This is a genomic window from Burkholderia sp. HI2714, from assembly GCF_002223085.1.
Classification (GTDB): Bacteria; Pseudomonadota; Gammaproteobacteria; order Burkholderiales; family Burkholderiaceae; genus Burkholderia; species Burkholderia lata_D.
This window is the reverse complement of the sequence record NZ_NKFM01000067.1, coordinates 17,838-39,813: the sequence shown is the minus strand read 5'-3', so window position 1 is coordinate 39,813 and position 21,976 is coordinate 17,838. Positions and strand designations below refer to the sequence as shown.

The following is a 21,976-nucleotide window of genomic DNA, read 5'->3' as shown; positions in this document are numbered from 1 at the left end:
GCGCGACCGAATCGCTATGCGTCGATGCGTCGTCTCAGCGCGTCGCCGGCGAACGGCATTTCGCGCATGCGCTGGCCGGTCGCGTCGAAGATCGCGTTGGCCAGCGCGCCGGCGGTCGGCCCCATCGACGCCTCGGCCGCGCCGAGGAACGGCGCGCCCGGGCGATTGATCAGGTGGACCTTCACGCTCTGCGGTGCGGCCGAGAAGCGCAGGATCGGGTAGCTGCTCCAGTCGAAGCTGCGAATCCGTTCGGTGTCGTACTTCAATGCCTCGTAGAGCGTCCAGCTTGCGGCCTGCACGATGCCGCCCTCGATCTGGTTGCGGATCCCGTCCGGCGACACGACCTGGCCCGCGTCGACGGCGGCTTCCGCGTGCTCGAGCGTCACCTGGCCGGTTTCCGGCACGACCGACACCTCGACCGCGATCGCGACGTACGCCATCAGGTTCTTGTACTTGCCGAACGCGAAGCCGACGCCGCGGTTGCGCGCGCGCGGCGGCCGCGGCCAGCCGAAGTGCGTCGCTGCGAGCTTGATCACCTGAAGCGCGCGATGGTCTTCCATGTGGCGCAGCCGGAATTCGACCGGATCGACACCGGCCGCGTGCGCGAGCTCGTCCATGAAGCTTTCGATCGCCCACACGTTGGTGTGTGCGCCGAGCGAGCGCATCGCGGACGTCTGCAGCGGCATCGTCGGCGAGAAGTTGTTCACGATGTGCTGATTCGGCAGCGCGTACAGCGGAATCGCGTTGCGATCGGCGCCGCCCTCCGGTTGCAGCATCGGCGTCGACGGCGCGGGCACGAACGGCGGCTCCAGCATCCGCGCCGGCAGCAGCCGGCCGGCGTTGACGATCCGCTCGTTGTGCGAACTGCTCCACAGCGCGTAGTTCCAGTCGACGATGCGGCCGTTCGCGTCGAGCGATGCGCTGACCTCGGTCACCATCGCCGGCGTGAAGTGGTCCCACGTATGTTCCTGCTCGCGCATCCACTGCACGCGAATCGGCTTGCCGGGCATCGCGGTGGCGATCAGCGCCGCGTGCGCGGCTGCGTCGTCCGCCGCGTTGTGTCCGTAGCAGCCCGATCCTTCGGTGTGAATGCAGCGGATGCTCGCCTTCGGCATCGACAGCATCTCGGCCAGCGCGTCGCGCAGCGGATAAACGCCCTGCGAGTGGGTCCACACCGTCATCGCCCCGTTCTCGAGGTGCGCGACCGCACACGATGGCCCGATCGAGCCGTGCAGCAGGTAGTTCTTCAGGAACGTCGCGCTCAGCGTCTTCACGGCCGGCGCGGTGGCCGTGTGCGTGTTCGCGATCTCGATGCGCTGCGTCGAGATCCGCTTCAGGTCGGCATGCACGGTGGCGCGATCGGGCAGCTTGCGGCCGGGCGACCAGCGGCACGCGGCGGCCAGCGCGCGTTGCGCGACCACCGCCTGCCATTCGCCCTGCGCGACCACCGCGAGCATGCTGCCGTTGCGCACGATCCGCACGACGCCCGGCAGCTTCAGGATCGCCGCCTCGTCGAACGACAGCAGCTTCGCTTCGTACACCGGCGGCATCACCACGCGCGCGTGCAGCATGCCGGGCAATTCCATGTCCTGCACGTAGCTGACGCCGCCCGTCACCTTGTTCGGGATGTCGACGCGCGGCAGCGACGTGCCGATCACCGTGAACGTCGCCGGGCTCTTCAGCGGCGACGTGGGCGCGGCGCTGCGATGCAGGTCGACGGTGCGGATCGCGTCGCCGTAGGTCATCGTGCGGCCGTCGGGCGCCTTGATCACCGCGTCGGCGGTCGTCAGCGTGTGCGCGTCGACGCCGAAACGCTTCGCCGCGCCTTCCACCAGCAGCGCACGCACCTGCGCGGCCGCGTTCAGCAGCGCGGAACCGCTGTCGGCCATCGTGTGGCTGCCGGCGGTCAACCCTTCGTCGGGCGATGCGCCGGTGTCGGCCGTCAGGAACGTGATCAGCGACGGCTTCATGTCGAGTTCTTCGGCCGCCACCTGCAGCAGTGCGGTGCGCACGCCGGTGCCGAGCTCGACCTTGCCGGTGAATACGGTGACCTTGCCGTCGGGCGCGATCTTGATCCATGCGTCGAGCAGCGGATTGGTCTTCAGGCTGCCGGCGAGCGCCTGCGTGGCTTTCGCCACGTGCACGGCGGCCCCTTCGTCCGCGATCACGAGCTGTGCGGCCGCGCGCGCGGCCGGCGCGAGCGTGAACGCGACGAACAGCGCGCCGGAGACGATGAAGTGCCGGCGGCCTTCGTCGATATCGTCGTGGGAATTCATTACAGCCCCTTGCTGATCGTGACGGGAGCGGAAGCCGGTTCGGGGGCCGGCAGCCCGGCGACCGAGCGCACGGCCGCGAGGATCCGCATATGCGTGCCGCAGCGGCACAGGTTCGGTTCCATGTGCGTACGCAGCTCCTGTTCGGTCGGCTTCGGGTTGCGCTCGAGCAGGGCCTGCGCGCGCATGATCATCCCGGCGATGCAGTAGCCGCACTGCGCGGCCTGATGCTCGACGAACGCGCGCTGCAGCGGGCCCGGATGCTCGGCGGTGCCGAGGCTCTCGATGGTGCGCACGCTGCGCGTGCCGACCGCGGCCACCGGCATCAGGCACGAGAACGTCGGCTTGCCGTCGACGATCACCGTGCACGCGCCGCATTGCCCGAGGCCGCAGCCGAACTTCGCGCCATGCAGGTGCAGGTCGTTGCGCAGCGCATACAGCAACGGCGTGGACGGATCGATGTCCAGCGTATGCCGCACGCCGTTGACGGTGAGGGTGATCATCGTGCGGAATCCTCTTTTCTGAGTTTTGCGGCAAGCGCGTCGACGCCCGACCATGCGGGGCGATCGGTGTAGGTCGCGCGCACGTACGCGGCGAGATCGGCGATCTGCGCGTCGTCGTACTGGTCGATGAACGACGGCATGTAGTTCAGCGTGTCCTCGCCGTGCCAGCCGATGCCGTTGAACATCATCTGGATCGCGTTGCGCGGCGTATCGGCGTTCACGGCCGTGCTGAACGCAAGCGTCGGCCGCTCGCCGATCGATTGCATCGGCGCGGCCGGCCCGTGGCACTGCGCGCACGATGCCTGGAACAGCACCGCGCCGCGCTGCGCGGCGGGCGTCGTCGCGGCGCGTTCGGCCGGTGCGGCGGCCGCGGTCGCCTGTCCGTTCGCCGGCTTCTGGATCGACAGGATGTACGTGGCGATCGCTTCGACGTCTTCCACCGGCACCGTCGCGAGATCGCGCGTGACCGGCAGCATCGGTCCGGCCGCCGCGCCGTGCTCGCTCGCGCGGCCGGTGCGCAGGTACGTGACGAGTTGCGCCTGCGTCCACGGCCGCGCGGCATGGCCGAGCGTATTGAGCGGCGGCGCTTCCCAGCCGTCGACGATACCGCCGTCGAATGCGCGGCCGCTTTGTTCGCCGCCGATCGCGTTCAGCGGCGAATGGCACGACGCGCAATGGCCGAGCCCGTCGACGAGCATCTTGCCGCGGTTCCATTGCGCGGACTGCGCGGGGTCCGGTTGATACGCGCCTTCGCGCAGGAACAGCACGTTCCAGAACGCGACCAGCGGCCGGAAGTTCAGCGGAAATATCAGGTCGTTGGCGGGCGCCGTCGCATGTACCGGCTCACGCGTCATCAGGTACGCGTACGCGGCGGCGATGTCGTCATCCGACATCTTCGTGAAATGGATGTACGGAAACGCCGGGTAAAGCGGCTGGCCGTTACGCCCGATGCCGGTGCGCAGTGCACGGGCGAATGCGTCGCGCGACCAGCGGCCGATGCCGGTTTCCGGATCCGGCGTGATGTTGGTCGCATAGATCGTGCCGAACGGCGTCGCGAGCGGCAGGCCGCCCGCGAACGGCTTGCCGTCCTTCGCCGTGTGGCACACGACGCAGTCGCCCAGCGCGACGACGCGCGCGCCGGCGCGCACCAGTTGCGGATCGAACGAAGCGGGCGCGGGCGGATCGATCGGCGCGATCGACGGCCGGACCATGATGCCGATCGCGACGGCGCAGGCCGCGATCGCGATGCCGGCCGCGCCGATCCAGAGTCGTTTGTGCTTCATGCGCGCTCCATGCGACGCGATGCGGCGCAAGTGATGCGATGCGCGGCAACACCGGACGATGCGTGTCGGCCGTGCGTGGCCGTCCGATGCGGCCGCGGCCGTCTTGCGGCGCGGCGGTGATTGGCGACGGGGATCATGTTCTCACTCCAGCAGTCGATAACGGGCGCCGAGCGCCGTCCTGCGCGGCAGCTCATGAACGGCAGTCTACGCAGAGGCCGCGATCATTGCCTGAAGCGGCGCTGAAACGTTCTGAACGGTGTCCGGCCCCGGGTCGGCCGGGGCGCGGCGCGCGGGCGGATGACGGGCACGGTGTCGCGGCGGCCCCGCGCGTCACGTCATGACGGGATCTCGCCGGCGACGACTTCGTCCTCATAGCACCAGATCCAGCGCTCGCCAGGCTCGATCGAGCGGACGAGCCGGTGGCCGGTTTCACGGAAATGCCGGCTCGCGTGGCGATTCGGCGACGAGTCGCAGCAGCCGACGTGCCCGCAGATCAGGCACATCCGCAAATGCACCCAGCGGCTGCCCGATCTGATGCAATCCTCACAGTAGTCCTTGTCGGTGTCGAACACGCGTGCTTCGTCGAGATGCGTACAGGCGTTGGCCATCTTGCGCTCCGATGCCGGCGCGGGAGCGACGCTCGCGGCGCGGCCGGCACGAGGCCGCAAGCGGGGGGGTACGCGGCATTGTGCAGCGTCGCGTCGCTGCCGGACCTTAATTGTCATGAAGCGGCCCGCGCGGCGCGCGGCGGCGGCGTACAGTCGCGAATGCGTCCGGCAGCGGCACCGGCCGGACCGCATCCGACATCGACATCATCGGGAGGCGCTCATGGATCAACCGCAACACGTGCGGATCGTCGGTTTGCCGCGCAGCAGGGACGCGTACGCGATCCGCGATTTCCTGCAGCGGCGCATGATTGCGTACGACTGGTGCGAGCTGACATCCGACGCCGACTGCGCGCAGGTGCTCGGCATCGCGCCGCTGCGCGACATCCGGCTGCCGGTCGTGATCTTTCCGGACGGCTCGCGCCTGTACCAGCCGACCCTGGCCGAGATCGCCGCGCGGCTCGGCTGGGTCGCGCGCCCGCGCTTCGTCGAATACGACGTGTCGATCTACGGCGCGGGGCCGGCCGGGCTGTCGGCGGCGGTCTACGCGGCGTCCGAAGGGCTGCGCGCGGTCGTGATCGAACGCGGCGCGATAGGCGGGCAGGCCGGCACGAGTTCGCTGATCGAGAACTACATGGGCTTCCCCGACGGCATCCCGGGCGCGGCGCTCGCGGAACGCGCGCGCGAGCAGGCGGTGAAGTTCGGCGTCGAGCTGCTGACGATGCGCGAGGGCGTGCATGCGACGTTCGTCGACGGCAAGATCCGCGTCGAGCTCGCCGACGGGTCGATCCTGGTCGCGCGCGCGAACATCTGCGCGACCGGCATCGAATATCGCAGCCTCGGGCTGCCGGAGGAGCCGGCGTTCCTGAATGCGGGGCTGTTCTACGGCGCCGGGTCGAGCGAAGCGCCGATGTGCGCGGGCGAGCAGGTGTTCATCGTCGGCGGCGGCAATTCGGCCGGCCAGGCCGCGATGAATTTCTCGCGGCATGCGCGTCAGGTGACCATGCTCGTGCGCGGTGCGTCGCTCGCGGACACGCTGTCGCGCTACCTGATCGACCGGATCGAGCGCACGCCGAACATCGAGGTCCGCTACCGGTCGAGCGTCGCCGCGCTGCACGGCGACGGCTGGCTCGACGCGATCGAGCTTCGCTCGGCGGATGGCACCCGCGAACGGCTGCCGGCCACGCGCCTGTTCGTGTGCATCGGCGGCGCGCCGAATACCGACTGGGCGAAGGACACCGACATCATTCGCAATCCGGACGGTTATCTGGTCACCGGCGGCGACCTGTACGACTGTCCGTCGTTCGAGCGCGTGTGGCCGCTCGAACGACGGCCGTATCACCTGGAAACCAGCGTGCCGGGATCGTTCGCGGCCGGTGACGTGCGATCCGGATCGGTCAAGCGCGTCGCGTCGGCGGTCGGCGAAGGCGCGATGGCGGTGACTTTCGTGCACCGGTTTCTCGGCGAGGATGCGCATCGGCTAGCGCGCGCGTGACGCAGGTGCGGGCCGTTCGATGGATTCATCGCGCGTCCGCCTGCGTCGCGTCGCGCCATCCGTCCCGGCCGGCGCGTGCCGGCGGCGTCCACCCGCCGCCCAATGCGCGCACGAGGCTCACCGTTGCGACGGCCAGCGCCTGCCGGCTGTGAATCAGCTGGCGCCGCGCATTCAGCGCATCGCGATCGGCGTCGATGACTTCCAGATAGCTGACGTACCCGTGCGCGTAACGGCTCAGCGACAGCCGCGCGGCTGCATCCGTCGCGCGCGCCGCGTCGTCGTAACGCACGATCCGCTCTTTTTGCGCGGCGATGTCGTTGAGCGCGTCCTGCACGTCGCGCAACGCACCGATCGCGATCGCGCGATAGTTGGCGTCGGCTGCGTCCATGCCGGCCCGCGCGGCTGCGACCATCGCCTCGCGCTTGCCGCCGTCGAACAGCGTCAGCGCGACGTTCGCGCCGAGGCTCCACAGCGAACTGTTGCGGTCGAGGAATGTGCGCAGATCGCGGGTCGCGAAGCCGCCGTCGGCGGTCAGCGTCAGCGTCGGCAGCCATGCGGTGCGCGCGATGCCCAGTTCGAGCGATGCTGCATCGGCGCGCCGTGCCGCCGCGAATACGTCCGGGCGTCGGGCGAGCAGCGTGGACGGCAGCCCGGCCGGCACGTCCGGCACTTGCACGGGCACGGCGCGCGCGTCGACGTCGAATGCGGTCGGCGACACGCCGGTCAGCACCGCGATGGCGTCGACGAGGTTCTCGCGCAGCCGGCGGCTCTCCGCGAGATCGGCATGCGCGGTATCGAGATCGGCCGATGCGCGCAGCCCGTCGAGATCGCTCGCCGCGCCGGCCCGCACGCGGGCGGCGATCACGTCGAGCGCGGTGCGCCGCAGCCCGATCGCGCGCGTGAGCGTCACGAGATCGTCGTCGACGTAACGCAGCGTCAGGTAGTCGACGGCCACTTCGGTCGCCACCCGCAGACGCACCGCATCGCGGTCGGCCGCCGCCTGCAGCACGTTCTGTTCGCCGATGTCGGCGTCGCCGCGCAAGCGGCCCCATAGATCGACTTCGTAGCTCGCGGCGACGGGAACCGACCAGTTGTGCATCGTGCGCTTCGGCAACGCGTTGTCGACCGTGCCGGATACGCGCGTGCGGCTGAACGACGGGTCGACGCGCACGGTCGGCGCCAGCGCGGCATCGCGCACGCCGAGCAGCGCCTGCGCCTGGTCGACGCGCGCGGCCGCCGCGCGGATATCGAGGTTGTGCGCGAGCGCGGCGTCGACGAGGCGGCCGAGTTGCGGGTCGCCGAACCAGGCGGGCCACGCAGCGAGCGACGGCGTGCGCGCATCGGTCGACGTATTGGTCGACGGATCGGCATGGCGGAACCCGTCGTGTCCGACCGGCACGGGCGCGAGCGGTTGCGGCGCGATCGAGCATGCGGCGAGCAGGCTGGCGGCGAGTACGGCGGCGGCGCGCTTCATCGCGATTCGCCGTCGGCTTGCAGCGTGACGACGACCGACAGCCCGGGTCGGATGCGCGGCTCCGTCGCGGCCGGGCCGTCGAGCAGGATCTTCACCGGCACGCGCTGCGTGACTTTCGTGAAATTGCCGGTCGCATTGTCGGGCGGCAGCAATGCGAACTGGGCGCCCGTCGCGGGCGACAGGCTGTCGATGTGGCCGGTGAACGCACGTTGCGGCAGCGCATCGAAGTGCAATTGCACGGCATCGCCGGCACGTACGCGGCGAAGCTGCGTCTCGCGGAAATTCGCGACGATCCATGGGTGCGGCTCGACGAGCGTGAGCAGCGCCTGGCCGGGCGCGACATGTTCGCCGGTCTCGACGGTCTTCTTGCCGACGTAGCCGTCCGACGGCGCGACGACCGCCGTGTAGCCGAGCTGCAGCAGCGCGTCGCGCAACTCGGCGTCGTTCTGGCTCGCCGCGGCGTCGGCGGCTTCAGCGGCGGCGACGGCGCTGCGCCGTTGCGCATCGGCCGCCGCGACGCGCGCGCGGGCCGACTTGCGGGCGGCATCGGCCGCATCGAACTCCTGCTTCGACAGGCCGCGCGGCGTCTCGCGGGTCAGTTCGCGTGCACGCGCGTAATCGAGTTCGGCTTTTTCCGCATCGGCGTGTGCGGACACGAGCGCCGCGTCCGCCTGCTCGATCAGCGCGTGTGCGCGGCTCGCATCGGCATGCGCCTGGGCGACGCGTGCGCGCTGCGCCGCGACCCGCACGTCGAAGTCGCGCCGGTCGATCTGCACGAGCGCGTCGCCGGCATGCACGAACTGGTTGTCGTCGACGAGCACGCGCTCGACCGTGCCGGCCACGCGCGGCGAGATCACGTGCAGGTGACCGGTCACGTATGCGTCGTCGGTGCCGCGATCGCGCGCGTCGAACTCGTACACGAGCAATGCGACGAGCAGCAGCGCGAGCACAGCGATCGCCACGATCGCGGGCCGGCGCGAGCGAACGGGCGCGGCGGGCGGCGGCGCCGAAGCGGCCGGCGTATCGGCGGAAGGTGAGGTCATGATCGGCAAACTCCATCGTACGGGCAGGGTTCGACGCATCGCGTTATGCTTGCGCCAGCTTGACAGCGGGGAGCCGCCTGACGATGAACACCACGTTTGCGACTGGTCGTGCCGCGCCGGCGGCGGCGCCGGACATCCCGACGTTCCGGTCGATCGCCGCGATCGCGGCCGTGCTGCTCGGCGCGATCATCGCGACGCTGACGTCGCGGATCACGTCGCTCGGGCTCGCCGACGTGCGCGGCGCGCTGGGCGTCGGTTTCGACGAAGGCGCGTGGATCAACACCGCGTTTACCGCGTCGCAGATGTTCGTCGGGCCGCTCGCGATCGCCGCGGCATTCATGTTCGGCACGCGCCGTGTGCTGGTCGCGGGCGCCGTCGTGTTTCTCGGTGCCGAAACCGTGCTGCCGCTCTGCACGCAGTTCGGCGCGTTCGTCGTGTTCCAGGCGATCGCGGGGCTCGCGTCCGGCGTGTTCGTCCCGCTGACGGTTGGCTTCGTCGTCCGGACGCTGCCGCCGCGGCTCATTGCGTTCGGCATCGCCGCGTATGCGATGAATCTCGAGATGTCGCTGAACCTGTCGGCCACGCTCGAGGGCTGGTACAGCGAACACCTGAGCTGGCGCTGGCTGTTCTGGCAGAACGCGGTGCTGACGGTGCCGTTCATCGCGTGCCTGCTGCTGTCGCTGGCGGACGAGCCGGTCAAGCGCTTCGCGTCCGGCATCGATGCGCGCGGGATGCTGCTCGGCGCCGGCGGCTTCGCGTGCCTGTGCGTCGCGCTCGACCAGGGCGAACGGCTGTTCTGGCTGCAGTCGCCGCTGATCGTCGCGCTGCTGGCCGCCGGCATCCTGATGATCGCCGCGTTCCTGATCCACGAACTCGCGTCGCCGCGCGCGGGGCTGGATCTCGGCTACCTCGCACGGCCCAACATCGCGCTGCTGATCGTGCTCGTCGGCCTCGTGCGCTTCACCGTGCTCAATACGAGCTTCATCCCGTCGCTGTTCCTCGCCAGCACCTACGGGCTTCGGCCGTTGCAGATCGGCGATACGCTGCGCTGGATCGCGATCCCGCAGCTGCTGTTCGCGCCGTGCGTCGCACTGTTGCTGCAGCGCGTCGATCCGCGCCGGCTGATCGTGGCCGGCTTCGTGACGGTGGCGATCGCGTTCGCGCTCGGGTCGCGGCTCACGCCGGTGTGGGCCGAACCCGACTTCATTCCGTCGCAACTGCTGCAGGCGCTCGGGCAGACGATGGCGCTGACGTCGGTGATCTTCTTCTTCGGCAAGCACGTGACGGCGGAACACGCGTTGACGTTCGGCGCGGTCGTGCAGACCACGCGCCTGCTGAGCGGGCAGCTCGGCACGACGTCGATCGCGGTGATTCAGCGGATCAGGGAGGGTACCCATTCGAATCTCGTCGGTCTGCATGTGTCGCTGTCGGATCCCGAGACGCTCGGGCGGCTGCGCGCCGGCGCGGCGTCGCTGGTCGCGCACGGCGCCACGGTCGCGACCGGCAACCAGGCCGCCTACGCGCTCGTCGATCGGGCGGTGCGCGTGCAGGCGACCACGCTCGCGCTGGCCGACAATTTCCGCGTGGCGATGGCCTTTGCGCTCGCCGGCGCGCTGCTCGGCATTCTGCTGCGGCCGGTGCGCTCGCCGTGAGCGCGGCGCGGCTGAATTTTTCTGAAAAATCCTGAAGGGCACGTCTGCCGAAGCGGCGTGCGCGCCGCGACGGCAGACGGTGCGCTTACGCCTGCAGGAACGCGAGCAGCTCGGCGTTGATGCGATCGGCGTTCACGACGCACATGCCGTGCGACCCGCCTTCGATCACCTTCAACTGCGCGTGCTTGACGATCTTCGACGACAGCCGGGCCGAATCGTCGATCGGCACGATCTGGTCGTCGTCACCGTGCAGCACGAGCGTCGGCACGTCGATCTTCTTGAGATCGTCCGTGTAGTCGACTTCGGAAAACTCCTTCACGCACAGGTACTGGCCGTGAATGCCGCCCATCATGCCCTGCGACCAGAACGCGTCGATCGTGCCCTGCGACGGTTTGGCGTTCGGGCGGTTGAACCCGAAGAACGGCACCGCGAGATCCTTGTAGAACTGCGAACGGTTCTCGGCGACGTTCTTGCGGATGCCGTCGAACACGTCCATCGGCAGGCCGCCGGGGTTGGTCGGCGACTTCACCATCTGCGGCGGCACCGCGCCGATCAGCACGGCCTTCGACACGCGCTTCGTGCCGTGGCGGCCGATGTAGCGCGCCACTTCGCCGCCGCCCGTGGAGTGGCCGACGAGCGTGGCTTCGCGCACGTCCAGGGCGTCGAGCAGGGCGGCGAGATCGTCCGCGTACGTGTTCATGTCGTTGCCGCGCGACGGCTGGCTCGACCGGCCGTGGCCACGGCGGTCGTGCGCGATCACGCGATAGCCGTGCTGCACGAGGAACAGCATCTGCGCGTCCCACGCGTCCGCACACAGGGGCCAGCCGTGCGAGAACACGACCGGGCGGCCGGTGCCCCAGTCCTTGAAGTAGATCTGCGTGCCGTCCTGGGTGGTGATCGTGTTCATCGAATGGGCTCCTGGGTGGGCTGAAGAGGCGCTGCGGGCGGGGGTGCCGGCCGCGGCCGCCATCGCGGGCAGCGCGGCTGCCGCGACGGCCGTCGCGCCGGCAAGCAGCATGTCGCGGCGGCGCGCCGACGGAACGGCGTCGGTCTGTACGGGGTGCATCTGGACTCCTGAGGTATGCGGCGCAACGATGCCGCGCGGGATGGTGGATCGGTAACGACCGGCCGCGGCCATCCCGCCGGCAGCCGGTCCGCTTGCGTCGTCGCACGCCGGTTCGTGCGGGCGCGGACGAACGAATGCCGCCGGGAGCGTATCGCGGCGCGATATGCGCCGTACTGAAATCCGGCTGAATTTTCTTGAACGCGCCGCCGAGGGAAATTGGCCGGGCTGCAGAAAAATTAAGCGCGCGACCGGGACTCTTCAGCGAACGGCGACTATCGTCGACATTGGATCATCCGCACACGTTTCGCGCCGCGCGCACGGATCCGACACCCGCACCGCCCGTCACTTGCCTGGATATGCCGCCATGGATGCCTTCAATCGCTGGGAGCACATGATCACGTCGCTCGGGCCGCCTTCCCTGGCGGGCGTCCGGTCGATGCCGGCGCCGCGCACGCGACAGGCGGACGGCCCGCGCCGCGGCCATCGCGGCGACGCGCCGACGCCGTCGAGCGGCGACATACGCCGCCGCAGCGCGATCGTCACCGCCGAGCGGCAGACCGATTCGTCGATGCTGGTGTCATGGAGCGACCCGACGCACTGCCGCTACGACGAGCAGCGCTGGATCAGCGCGAAGGCGCGCGGGAGCGGGCGGTGCGCGCTCACCGGCGGGCCGATCCGGGTCGGCGATGCCATCTACAAGCCCCAGTGGCGCGGCGCGAAACGGCCGGCGAACTGCCGCGAGATGATTCTGGCGTCGGCGCTCGACGTGTTCGCCGCGCGGCAGTCCCGGCCATGACGCCCGGCAGCGCGGCGTGGCATCGGTTGCGACCGGCGCGGTACGTCGTGACGCCATCAATCTCGGAACGGAGGCGGCGGCGACACGCTTGCCGATACCGCGCGACGAATGGCCGCGGTTTGCACAGGCCCGATCGCACGGCTGCTCGAAACGGGAATCGTTCCGCTATCGGCACGGAGCGACGATCTACCGGCGCTATATGCGGCGCCCGCGCGCATTCGATCGACCGGCCGAATCTAACGGAAAATACGTCGAATTTTCCCGAACCGGCAAGCATATCGTCTGATATATGTAAATCATATTTACGAGCGAATCGGCAATTCGCACATGAATCGTGCGCCGCCGTGCTTCTCTTGCCGCATTCGGGTGCATATGGTCACACGCGTGCCACACCACGTCGCCGCGGTATTTTTCGTCATTTCAAAAAATTCGATCGCTTCATTCTGATAATTTGAATCATTCTGCTACGTAAATACCGTAGCATTGACGCGAAACCGGCGCCGGGTTTAAACCGTGCGCCGTTGAATGTCACCATCAAGAAATTGCGATGATCCGAATTGGAACACTTCACGTTTTTCTCGACAGACGTGAAATTCGTTCGAACGGCAAGCTGTTGCGCATCGGTAGCCGCGCATTCGAGATTCTCGAGCTGTTGATTCGGGCGAACGGCGCACTGGTATCGAAAGACGAAATCATGCAGCGCGTGTGGCCGCACACCGTGGTGGAAGAAAACAACCTGCAGGTGCACATCGCGTCGCTGCGCAAGGCGCTGGCCGACGACCGGAACCTGATCGTGACGGTGCCGGGCCGCGGCTATCGGCTCGTCATCGAGCAACATGACGACGGCGGCGCGCCCGTGCGCCCGGCGATGTCGCGGCCGTCCGCCGCGCCCGGCGCGCTGTTCGGCCGCGAACACATGGTCGGCGAGGTGCTGGCCGCATTGCAGGACGCACGCATCGTGACCCTGGTCGGCGCGGGCGGCATCGGCAAGACGCGCATCGCGATCGAAGCGGCCGCGCGCGCGGACGCGCGTTTTCCCGAAGGCACCGTGTTCGTGTCGCTCGCGACGGTCGCGTGCCCGCGCTTCGTGCCGGATGCGCTCGCGGGTGCGTTCGGCATCGCTCAGCCGACCGGCGCGCTGACCCTCGAAGCCGTGCTCGCTGCGGTCGCACGCCGCCGGATGCTGCTCGTGCTCGACAATTGCGAGCATCTGCTCGATGCCGCGGCGCGGATCGCGAGCGCGCTGACCGACGCGGACGACGGGCTGTGCGTGCTCGCGACGAGCAGGGAATCGCTGCGCATTCACGGCGAGCGCGTGTGCCCGGTGCTGCCGCTCGACGTGCCCGATGAAGGCGCGGCCGATCACGATGCGATGCGCGCGAGCGCCGTGCAGTTGTTCGCCGCACGCGCACGCGCGGCCGATCCGCGTTTTCCGCTCGATGCGCGCAGCCTGTCGCTGATGGCGTCGGTCTGCCGCCGGCTCGACGGTCTGCCGCTCGCGATCGAACTGGCCGCGGCGCGTGCCGCCGTGCTCGGCATCGACGTGCTGGCGGCCCATCTCGACGATCATTTCCGGCTGTTGACGGGCGGTTTCCGCACCGCGCTCCCGCGCCATCAGACGCTGCAGGCGATGTACGACTGGAGCGACCGGCTGCTGGGCGATGCCGAGCGCCTGCTGTTGCGATGGCTCGGCGTGTTCCGCGACGGTTTCTCGATCGAGGCCGTGCGCGCGGTGGTCGGCCCGAACGGGCTGGCCGGCGCCGACCTGCTCGATACGATCGCGGGCCTCGTGTCGAAATCGCTGCTGATCCTCGAGACCGCGCACGGCGCGCCGCGCTACCGATTGCTGACGACCACGCGCGCTTACGCGCAGCAGCAGCTCGACGCGCACGGCGACGGCGCGGCGGCCGCGCGTGCGCACGCCGGCTATTTCCTCGCGTTGTTCCGGCAAGCGGCGCATGGCGGTGGCGCGCGGGGCAGCGAGCACGGCGGCCCCACGCGGCTCGATGCGGTGCGGCGCGAGCTCGGCAACCTGCGTGCCGCGCTCGACTGGGCATTCTCGGCGAACGGCGATGCGGCGCTCGGCATCGCGCTCGCGGCCGTCGCGGTGCCTTGCCTGTTCGACCTGTCGCTCGTCGACGAATGCCGCGAACGGGCGCGCGTGGCGCTCGATGCGATGCGCGACGCCGACACCACGGCAGAGGCCGCCGATGCGCGCGTGCGCTTGCTCGCCGCATATGCGGCGGCGCTCGCGCATACGGCCGGATCGACGCAGGCGGTGCATGACGCGTGGTCGGAAGTGCACGCGCTCGGCTTCGATGCGGCCGAGGCGGAGCTGCCGGCACGCGAGGGCTGACGGCGGATGGGCGGTGTGCCTTCCGCGCTTCAGAACGTTTCAGCGCGGCTCAAGGACACGGGCACGCGGCACGCGTAGATTGCGTGCGTAAGGCGCGGCCATTCCGGCACGCTTGCGTGGCGATCCCGTGCGCGCGCCGAGATATCGCGACGCCATTCGCCACGCGGGCGTCGCGACGCGTGCGGCGCTACCTGCGCCGTCGCGTACCCGCCCAACCGGACGAATCGCCGCATGAAATTTCCCGAATCCGACCTTTCCCGCCACGCGGCCGACCTCGGCCTGCTGTTCCTGCGCGTCACCGCCAGCGTGCTGCTGCTCGTGGTTCACGGCTTGCCCAAAGTCCTGCACTACACGTCGGAAGCCGCCGCCATCGAGGATCCGTTCCATCTCGGCCGCACGCTGTCGATCCTGTTTGCGATCTTCGCGGAAGTCGTGTGCCCGGTATTCATGATCGTCGGCGTATGGCCGCGCCTCGCCGCGCTGCCGGTGATGATCATCACGCTCGTCGCGCTGGTGTTCGTCCATCCCGACTGGTCGCTGCGCGATGCGCAGTTCGCGTGGATGCTGCTGATCCTGTTCGGCACGATCGCGATCGCGGGCGCCGGCCGCTATGCGTTGCCGGGCGTGGTGCGCCGGCGCGAGTAACGTGGCCGCGGGCGTCGCCCGCGCCCATCATCCCGTCGCAGCGGCGACGGTCCGACCGTCACGCTGCCGTCGCCATCGTTGCGTTCCGATATGCTGAATCTCTCCGATACCGCGCTGTACGGCGCGCCGATCGTGCTGGCCGATCTCGTCGCATGGCGTCTGTTCGGGCGCGGTCGCGGCGCGATGCGGGCCGTGTGGCGCTGCGCGGCGTTCGCCGCACTGACCGCCGTGCTGTTCGCGCACGGCGTGAGCCCGCTCGCCGTTCCCGCGTCGGCCACGGGCCTCGACCGCGTCGCGCTCCAGGCCATCTGCATCGTGTGGTGGCTGCAATGCGCGATCGTCTTCAGCCTGCTGCTCGATCATCTGCTGTTGCCGCCCGCGTGGCGCAGCCAGCGGCTCTTTCACGACATCGCCGCGGGCGTCGTGTTCGGCGCGGCGGCGGTCGCCGCGTTGGGCTACGTGCTCGGCCTGCCGTTGAGCGGCGTCGTTGCGACGTCCGGCGCCGTGGCGGTGATCCTCGGTCTCGCACTGCAGAACACGCTGAACGACGTGTTCTCCGGGCTCGTGCTGAACACCACGCAGCCGTTTCGCCTGAACGACACCGTGTCGATCGGCGAGATCGAAGGGCGGATCGTCGAGAGCAACTGGCGGGCGACGAAGCTGATCGACAGCCTCGGCAACCTGGTCGTCGTGCCGAACAGCGCCGCGGCTCGCGCAACGATCGTGAACCTCAGCGAACCGTCCGGCCTGCACGGCGTGACGCTCGCGCTCGACGTCGATCCCGCGATGCGGCCGGCGGTCGTCGTCGGCGCGCTCGAGCGGGCAGCGGCCAGTTCGCTCGACGTACTCGCGCGCCCCGCGCCCGTTGCCGTCGTGAAGGCATTCGGCACCAACGCGATTCGCTACGAGCTCCTCTGTTACGTCGACGCGCTGCAGAAGACGACGGCCGTGCGCAACGCACTGTACGATCTCGCGCATCGGCATCTGGCCGCGGCAGGCACCGCGTGGCGGCCGCTCGCGAGCACCGCGCCGTCAGCGGCGGCGGACGGGCGCGACGGGCACGACCAGCATGACGTATCGCGCCGGTTGCTGCTGTTGCGTGCGGTGGACCTGTTCGCGCGCGTCGACGACGACGATCTCGCCGCGCTGGCCGATGCGCTGGTAACGCGTTCGTTCGGCCAGGGCGACGTGATCTATGCGTCGAATTCGGATACGCGCGTGCTGACGATCGTCGAATCCGGCGTCGCGGCCGTATTCGTGCCGGGCCCGTCGGGCGACGTCGAGGTGCGGCGCATGGCGCCCGGCGATGCGATCGGGCAATCGGTCGTGCTGGCCGGCACGCGCCTGCATGCGACCGTGCATGCGGTGACCGCGATGACCGTCCTGCAGTTGCGCAGCGAGGACCTGTCGGCGCTGATCCGCAGGAAGCCGGAGCTCGGCAGGCTGATGTGTGAATCGGTCACCGAACATATCGCGACCGAGGAACGGCTGATGATCCCGCCGGTCGAGAAGGCGCACGCGTCATTCAGCCTGATCGCGTGGCTCGAGAAGGAAATGAAGCGCGTGCACGATTCGATCGTCTGACGCGGGCCGCGCCGCGGTCAGTGACCTTCGCTGGCGCCGAAGCACGCGCGCGGGCAAGCGCAGCGGCCAAGGGCCGGCGCGCTGCAAGCGTTCAGGTGAGTCGGGTCGTTCAGGCGGGAAGGCAGACAACACGATTGCGCGGGGCGCACGGACGGCGCGATCACGCGAGCTGCAAAAGGCGATCGACGAGATCGGGGCGATCGAGTTGCTCGACCCACCACAGGAGGGCACGGCCGGCCTCGTCGCTGCGCCAGGCGAGATAGCAATGCGTGGTATCGCGCATGCCGGTCACCCGGCGGGCGACGAGCTTGCCGTCGGCGATCGCGCGCGCGGCGATGCATTCCGGCAGCGTGCCCACCGCGAGCCCTTCGCATTGCGCATCGAGCTTGGCCGCGAGCGTCGGCACCGCGAGCGTCGGCTGGCCCGCGTCGATCGCCACCGACTGCGGCGGCAACTCGCGCGACGTATCGCTGATCACCGCGCCGCGATACTGGACGACCGCCGTCATCGACAGCGGCTCGGGGAGCGCGGCGAGCGGATGGGTCGGCGCAACGGCGAACACGTGCTTCAGCGCGCCGATCGGGCGCGCGATGATGTTCGGCAGTTCGGGCGGCGCTCCGGCGGCGCCGACGACGAGATCCGCGCGGCGCGAGATCAGCGCGTCCCAGGTGCCGCCGAGCACTTCGGTCGACAGCCGCAGCCGCGTATCCATCCCGAGTGCATAGAACCGGTGCACGAACGGCCACATCGCGTCGAACGGCAGGATCTCGTCGATACAGATGCGGACCTCGGTTTCCCAGCCTGCCTGCGCGCGCTGCGCCTTCATCTCCAGCTGTTCGGCCGCATGCAGGAGCCGCCGGCCTTCCTCGACGACGATGCGGCCCGCGTGCGTGAGCTTCGCGCGCCGGCCGCTGCGGTCGAACAGCATGACGCCGAGATCGCTCTCGAGTTTCTGCACCAGGTAGGTCAGGGCGGACGGCACGCGATGCAGCAGTTCCGCGGCTTCGGCGAACGTTCCGGTACGGTCGATCGCGTCGAGGGCTTCGAGCGCTTCGAATGAAAGCTTCATCGCGAGTTCCGGTAGGGGCGGCTGGCGCATCATACCAGCGCGTGCCGCACGAAGGGCAGCGCGCGTCATGGTGGTTTGCTAGACTGATGCGCGTCGTCATTCACCTGCTTGTCTCCACTCATGACTGCACGTCAGGCGGACAACGCTTCTTCCGATTTCATCCCGGCCGACGTCCGGCAGACCGTCGTCGCGCAAGCGCTGCCGAAGGGACAGGTCAGCATCGTCCGGCTGCAGACGCTGCGCCGCAACAGCGGGCTCACTGCGCCTTATCAACTGGAGAATTCGGATCTCATCGTGTTGCAGTTGCGCCCGTTCGGCGAACAGGATCTGTGGCTCGACGGCCGCCGCGCGCCGTTCGTGCCGTACGGCGCGGGCACGGTCACGGTTTACGATCTCGATCGCGACTGGGTAGCCGATCTGAAGGGCGCGTTCGACTGCATGCATTTCCACATGCCGCGCCCGCTGCTCGAGGAAACGGTGGACGACCTCGGCGGCCGGCAGCGGCCGCGGCTTTACCTGCCGCCTCACCTGAGCGCGCACGATCCGATCGTCCACTCGCTCGGCCAGTCGCTGCTGCCCGCGCTCGCGCGGCCCGACCAGGCGTCGCAGATGTTCATCGATCACGTCGGCCTCGCGTTTCAGGCGCACGTGGCCCACCGTTACGGCGGCGTCAGCGAGCGGCGGGAAAAGACGTACGGGAAACTCACGCCGTCGCAGGAGCGCCGTGCGAAGGAATTGCTGCTCGAGCATCTCGACGGCAACCTCGGGCTGGCCGACGTGGCGAGTGCATGCGGGCTGTCCCGCAGCTATTTCGTGAAGGCGTTTCATCAGACGACCGGGCTGCCGCCGCATCGCTGGCTCATCGTGCAGCGCGTCGAACGGGCGAAGGAGTGGATGCGCAATCCGAGCCTGCCGTTGAGCATGATCGCCGCCGCATGCGGTTTTGCCGATCAGAGCCACTTCTCGCGGACCTTCACGCGCTTGACCGGCGTCAGCCCTCGCCGCTGGCGCGCCGACCATACCTGATCGTCGTGATGCGGGGCCGGGTAGGCGAGGTTCGCCTCGTCATTCGGTATCGGAACGTGGGCATCCCGCGCGGCTCGATTCGGCCGGGTGCGGGGCGGGCGCAGTAGCGGCGATCGCCCGTGCGGCGCGCGGCTTGCGCCACGCCGGCCAGATAAGCGCGCGCCTGTAGCGGTGTGCGCAGGGGGCTTATGCGTAGAAGCCGATCAGCATGTCGAGATTGCGTTGCGCGTGCTGCTCGAGCGGCGCGAATTCCGCCGATCGAAACAACGGGGCCTGCGCGCGCAGATGCTCGAGCGCCTGTTTGCGGCCGGCGCGGAAGCCTGCCGACGGTGCATCGGGATCCTGCGCCCACTCGCGCGCGATCGCGCGGTCGTACTCGCGGAGCCGCTCGGGGGCGGCCGTGAGGATCGCGAGATCGGCGTCGAGGAAAATTTGCGCGGCGCGCTGCAATTCCGGATCGACGGCGAATCCGCCAGGCAGCCGGTGCGACTTCGTCGCCAGCACCAGGTCGTGGGCAACGGACACGTGCGATGCATGCGCGTGCAACCAGGCTGCGTCGCAACGCGCGTGCGTGACCTGCGCGAGCCATTGCGCGCTGAGCGCTTCGTTGTCCGCATGATCCGGCAGTGTCGTCGCGTAGACGATGTCGTGTGCCCACACGGCCAGCTCGATGGCCGGCCACAGCGGGTCCGCGCGATAGGGCGCGAGGTGCGCGAACAATTCCGCCAGATGGGAGAGCGTGTGGTAGAAGCGCTGCGGCTCGCCGTACGCGCGTTCGACGAGCGGCCACACGGCCGTCGTGCCGAAGCAGGCGTCGCAGGCGGCGCGCAGCGTGCGCGCGATATCGGGATCGAGGGCGTTCATGGCGGCGATCGGCTCGGGCAGGCGGATGCGCGAAGCATAGCAAACGTGGCCGCGAGCAGGCACGCCGCTTGCGCATGCGCACGGATCGCACCGTATCGGAGGTTGCCATGAAACGCATCTGGCCGCGATGCCCGCTGCTCGCGATCTGCGCGGTCGGGGTGTTCGCGCTGCACGCAGGGCCCGCATCGGCGGCGCCCGACGTATCGATCAGCCGCGCGGATTACGGGACGACCGCGACCGGGCAGGCGGTGAGCCAGTACACGCTCGCGAACCGGCACGGCGTGACGCTGCAAGTCATCACGTATGGCGGCATCGTGACCGCACTGAACGTGCCGGACCGGGCCGGCCACGTTGCCGACATCGCGCTCGGCTTCGATTCGCTGCACGACTACGAAGCGCACAACGGCAACATCCATTTCGGCGCACTGATCGGCCGGTATGCGAACCGCATTGCCGGCGGGCGGTTCCCGCTCGATGGCCGCACGTGGACGCTGCCGGTCAACGACGGGCCGAACACGCTGCATGGCGGCCCCGGCAGTTTCGACGCGAAGGTATGGACGGTCACCGGTACGCACGGCGACGCGAACGGTTCGAGCGTCACGCTGCGCTACGTGAGCCCTGACGGCGAGAACGGCTTTCCCGGCACGTTGACGACGGACGTCACCTACACGCTGACGCGTGACAATCAGATCCGCATCGACTATCGCGCCACGACCGACAAGGACACGGTCGTCAACCTGACCAACCACAGCTATTTCAATCTGGCGGGGCAGGCCGGCGGCAGCGTCGAGCGGCAGCTGATCGAGATCGCCGCCTCGCGCTTCACGCCGACCGACGATACGTCGATTCCGACCGGGCAACTGGCGAGCGTGGCGGGCACGCCGATGGATCTGCGCCAGTTGACACCGATCGGTGCGCATCTGCGCGACGCATATCCGCAGCTCGTCATCGCGCATGGGTACGACCAGAACTGGGTGCTCGACCAGGGCGGCCAGCCGGCGCCGGCGTTTGCCGCGCGCGTTTACGACCCGGCGTCGGGGCGTTTCCTCGAGGTGTACACGACACAGCCGGGGCTGCAGTTCTATACGGCCAACGGGCTGAACGGCAGCGTCGCGGGCAAGGGCGGGACGGTCTATCGGCCAACCGATGCGTTCGCGCTGGAGGCCGAACATTTTCCCGATTCGCCGAATCATCCGGCATTCCCGACGACGGTGCTCAAGCTCGGCGAGACGCTGCACGAAGTGACGGTGTGGCGGGTGGGGGCGCGGTGAACCGGGGCGCGGGCCGGATCGTCTCCGCTACAGGTTGATCACGCCACGCCCGAGTTCGATCACGCGCCCGCCGACGCCGATTTCACCGCTCGCACTGACCGACAACCGCAACCGGCAAGGCCGGCCGATGGCGTCACCCTGTTCGACCTGAAACGCGGCCGGCAGGTCGCGATTCATCGCAAGCAGCCACCCGCCCAGATTCGCGCAGGCCGACCCCGTGCCCGGGTCTTCCGAGACGCTGCCTTGCTTCACGAAGAAGTAGCGCGACACCACGGTCCCCGGACGCTCGGCATCGAACGCGAATACGTAGGCGGTCTTGCGGCCGAGGCTGCTGGTCGGCCAGATATCGAGGCAGGCACTGTCGGGCTGCGCGCGACGCACGGCGGCGGGGTCCTTGAGCGCGACCAGCAACTGGTCGGCGCCGGTGTCGATCCAGATCGGCGGTGCGAGCAGATCGTCTTCCGTGAGCCCCAGCAATGCCGCCATTCGGGCATCGGACAATTCACATGGCGCCGTCTTCGGCATGCCTGCGTGCGGCGCGGTGAACGTCCACACGTCGTCATGCGCGCTGACGTCGACCACGCCGGCCTTGAACTCGAGCGCGAGCGCGTACCCCGCACCCTGCAGGTCGCGCACGACATGCGCGGTGCCGAGCGTCGGATGGCCGGCAAAAGCCATCTCATGACCCGGCGTGAAGATGCGTACCCGCGCATGGGCGTGCTCCGACGGCAGCACGAAGGTCGTTTCGGACAGATTGAACTGCACCGCGAGTGCCCGCATGGTCGCGTCGTCCATGCCGCGCGCGTCGTCGAATACGCAAAGCGGGTTGCCGCCGAAAGTCGATTCGGCGAATACGTTCAGCAGGCGGAAGGCATAGGAAGGCATTAGACGCTCGCGTGAGAGGGGGAATGACCGTACCTGGGTGAGGTGCGCGCGGCTCGATGCACCGGCGGCCGCGCGACGTCGCATAG

18 protein-coding genes are annotated in these 21,976 nt (G+C 69.1%); 8 read left to right on the top strand and 10 right to left on the bottom strand.

Features of this window, described 5'->3' with window-relative positions:
• Window positions 1-14 precede the first annotated feature (14 nt).
• The 4 genes from CFB82_RS36920 to CFB82_RS36905 form a co-directional block, all read right to left on the bottom strand.
• Complete coding sequence (locus CFB82_RS36920; RefSeq protein WP_089487278.1) at window positions 15-2,276, bottom strand: xanthine dehydrogenase family protein molybdopterin-binding subunit; 2,262 nt, start codon at window positions 2,274-2,276, stop codon at window positions 15-17.
• Complete coding sequence (locus CFB82_RS36915) at window positions 2,276-2,776, bottom strand: (2Fe-2S)-binding protein (protein WP_069250240.1); 501 nt, start codon at window positions 2,774-2,776, stop codon at window positions 2,276-2,278. Before CFB82_RS36915 ends, CFB82_RS36920 begins: the two co-directional genes overlap by 1 nt.
• Entirely contained in the window at window positions 2,773-4,059 is a 1,287-nt protein-coding gene (locus CFB82_RS36910; RefSeq protein WP_089487277.1) for a c-type cytochrome, read from the bottom strand. Before CFB82_RS36910 ends, CFB82_RS36915 begins: the two co-directional genes overlap by 4 nt.
• Before the next feature lie 335 nt (window positions 4,060-4,394).
• On the bottom strand, window positions 4,395-4,667 hold the full coding sequence (locus CFB82_RS36905) for a UBP-type zinc finger domain-containing protein (RefSeq protein WP_089487276.1): 273 nt from the start codon (window positions 4,665-4,667) through the stop codon (window positions 4,395-4,397).
• A gap of 220 nt (window positions 4,668-4,887) precedes the next feature.
• Here CFB82_RS36905 and CFB82_RS36900 point away from each other — a divergent pair, with 220 nt between their 5' ends.
• On the top strand, window positions 4,888-6,159 hold the full coding sequence (locus tag CFB82_RS36900) for an NAD(P)/FAD-dependent oxidoreductase (RefSeq protein ID WP_089487275.1): 1,272 nt from the start codon (window positions 4,888-4,890) through the stop codon (window positions 6,157-6,159).
• A gap of 25 nt (window positions 6,160-6,184) precedes the next feature.
• On the opposite strand, the gene CFB82_RS36895 is transcribed toward CFB82_RS36900, so the two are convergent.
• Complete coding sequence (locus CFB82_RS36895) at window positions 6,185-7,633, bottom strand: efflux transporter outer membrane subunit (RefSeq protein WP_089487274.1); 1,449 nt, start codon at window positions 7,631-7,633, stop codon at window positions 6,185-6,187.
• Window positions 7,630-8,676 (bottom strand): HlyD family secretion protein, encoded by a 1,047-nt coding sequence (locus tag CFB82_RS36890; protein WP_089487273.1) that lies wholly within the window; start codon window positions 8,674-8,676, stop codon window positions 7,630-7,632. Before CFB82_RS36890 ends, CFB82_RS36895 begins: the two co-directional genes overlap by 4 nt.
• A gap of 83 nt (window positions 8,677-8,759) precedes the next feature.
• Here CFB82_RS36890 and CFB82_RS36885 point away from each other — a divergent pair, with 83 nt between their 5' ends.
• A complete protein-coding gene (locus tag CFB82_RS36885) occupies window positions 8,760-10,328 on the top strand; it encodes an MFS transporter (RefSeq protein WP_089487272.1) in 1,569 nt (522 codons plus the stop codon).
• An 85-nt stretch (window positions 10,329-10,413) separates the two neighbouring features.
• Here the strand turns inward: CFB82_RS36885 and CFB82_RS36880 are convergent, their stop codons facing one another.
• Window positions 10,414-11,394: an alpha/beta fold hydrolase gene (locus CFB82_RS36880; RefSeq protein ID WP_089449369.1), complete on the bottom strand. Its 981-nt coding sequence runs from the start codon at window positions 11,392-11,394 to the stop codon at window positions 10,414-10,416.
• A gap of 364 nt (window positions 11,395-11,758) precedes the next feature.
• Here CFB82_RS36880 and CFB82_RS36875 point away from each other — a divergent pair, with 364 nt between their 5' ends.
• From CFB82_RS36875 to CFB82_RS36860, 4 genes are all read left to right on the top strand, one after another.
• Window positions 11,759-12,190 (top strand): DUF3331 domain-containing protein, encoded by a 432-nt coding sequence (locus tag CFB82_RS36875; protein ID WP_089449370.1) that lies wholly within the window; start codon window positions 11,759-11,761, stop codon window positions 12,188-12,190.
• A 547-nt stretch (window positions 12,191-12,737) separates the two neighbouring features.
• Entirely contained in the window at window positions 12,738-14,546 is a 1,809-nt protein-coding gene (locus CFB82_RS36870; RefSeq protein WP_089487271.1) for a winged helix-turn-helix domain-containing protein, read from the top strand.
• 231 nt (window positions 14,547-14,777) lie between these two features.
• Window positions 14,778-15,191 (top strand): DoxX family protein, encoded by a 414-nt coding sequence (locus CFB82_RS36865; protein ID WP_089487270.1) that lies wholly within the window; start codon window positions 14,778-14,780, stop codon window positions 15,189-15,191.
• Between the two features lie 90 nt (window positions 15,192-15,281).
• Complete coding sequence (locus tag CFB82_RS36860) at window positions 15,282-16,775, top strand: mechanosensitive ion channel family protein (protein WP_089487269.1); 1,494 nt, start codon at window positions 15,282-15,284, stop codon at window positions 16,773-16,775.
• Between the two features lie 160 nt (window positions 16,776-16,935).
• Here the strand turns inward: CFB82_RS36860 and CFB82_RS36855 are convergent, their stop codons facing one another.
• Entirely contained in the window at window positions 16,936-17,844 is a 909-nt protein-coding gene (locus tag CFB82_RS36855; protein ID WP_089487268.1) for a LysR family transcriptional regulator, read from the bottom strand.
• Window positions 17,845-17,964: 120 nt separating this feature from the next.
• Between CFB82_RS36855 and CFB82_RS36850 the strand changes: the two genes are divergently transcribed.
• Window positions 17,965-18,870, top strand: a complete 906-nt coding sequence (locus CFB82_RS36850; RefSeq protein ID WP_089487267.1) for a helix-turn-helix domain-containing protein — start codon at window positions 17,965-17,967, stop codon at window positions 18,868-18,870.
• 186 nt (window positions 18,871-19,056) lie between these two features.
• Here CFB82_RS36850 and CFB82_RS36845 read toward each other — a convergent pair whose 3' ends face one another.
• Window positions 19,057-19,734 (bottom strand): HD domain-containing protein, encoded by a 678-nt coding sequence (locus CFB82_RS36845; protein ID WP_089487266.1) that lies wholly within the window; start codon window positions 19,732-19,734, stop codon window positions 19,057-19,059.
• 107 nt (window positions 19,735-19,841) lie between these two features.
• On the opposite strand from CFB82_RS36845, the gene CFB82_RS36840 reads away from it, so the two are divergent.
• The gene (locus CFB82_RS36840) at window positions 19,842-21,005 is read left to right on the top strand and encodes an aldose epimerase family protein (RefSeq protein WP_089487538.1); all 1,164 of its coding nucleotides are present in this window, start codon (window positions 19,842-19,844) and stop codon (window positions 21,003-21,005) included.
• A 27-nt stretch (window positions 21,006-21,032) separates the two neighbouring features.
• On the opposite strand, the gene CFB82_RS36835 is transcribed toward CFB82_RS36840, so the two are convergent.
• A complete protein-coding gene (locus CFB82_RS36835; RefSeq protein ID WP_089487265.1) occupies window positions 21,033-21,890 on the bottom strand; it encodes a PhzF family phenazine biosynthesis protein in 858 nt (285 codons plus the stop codon).
• Window positions 21,891-21,976 lie beyond the last annotated feature (86 nt).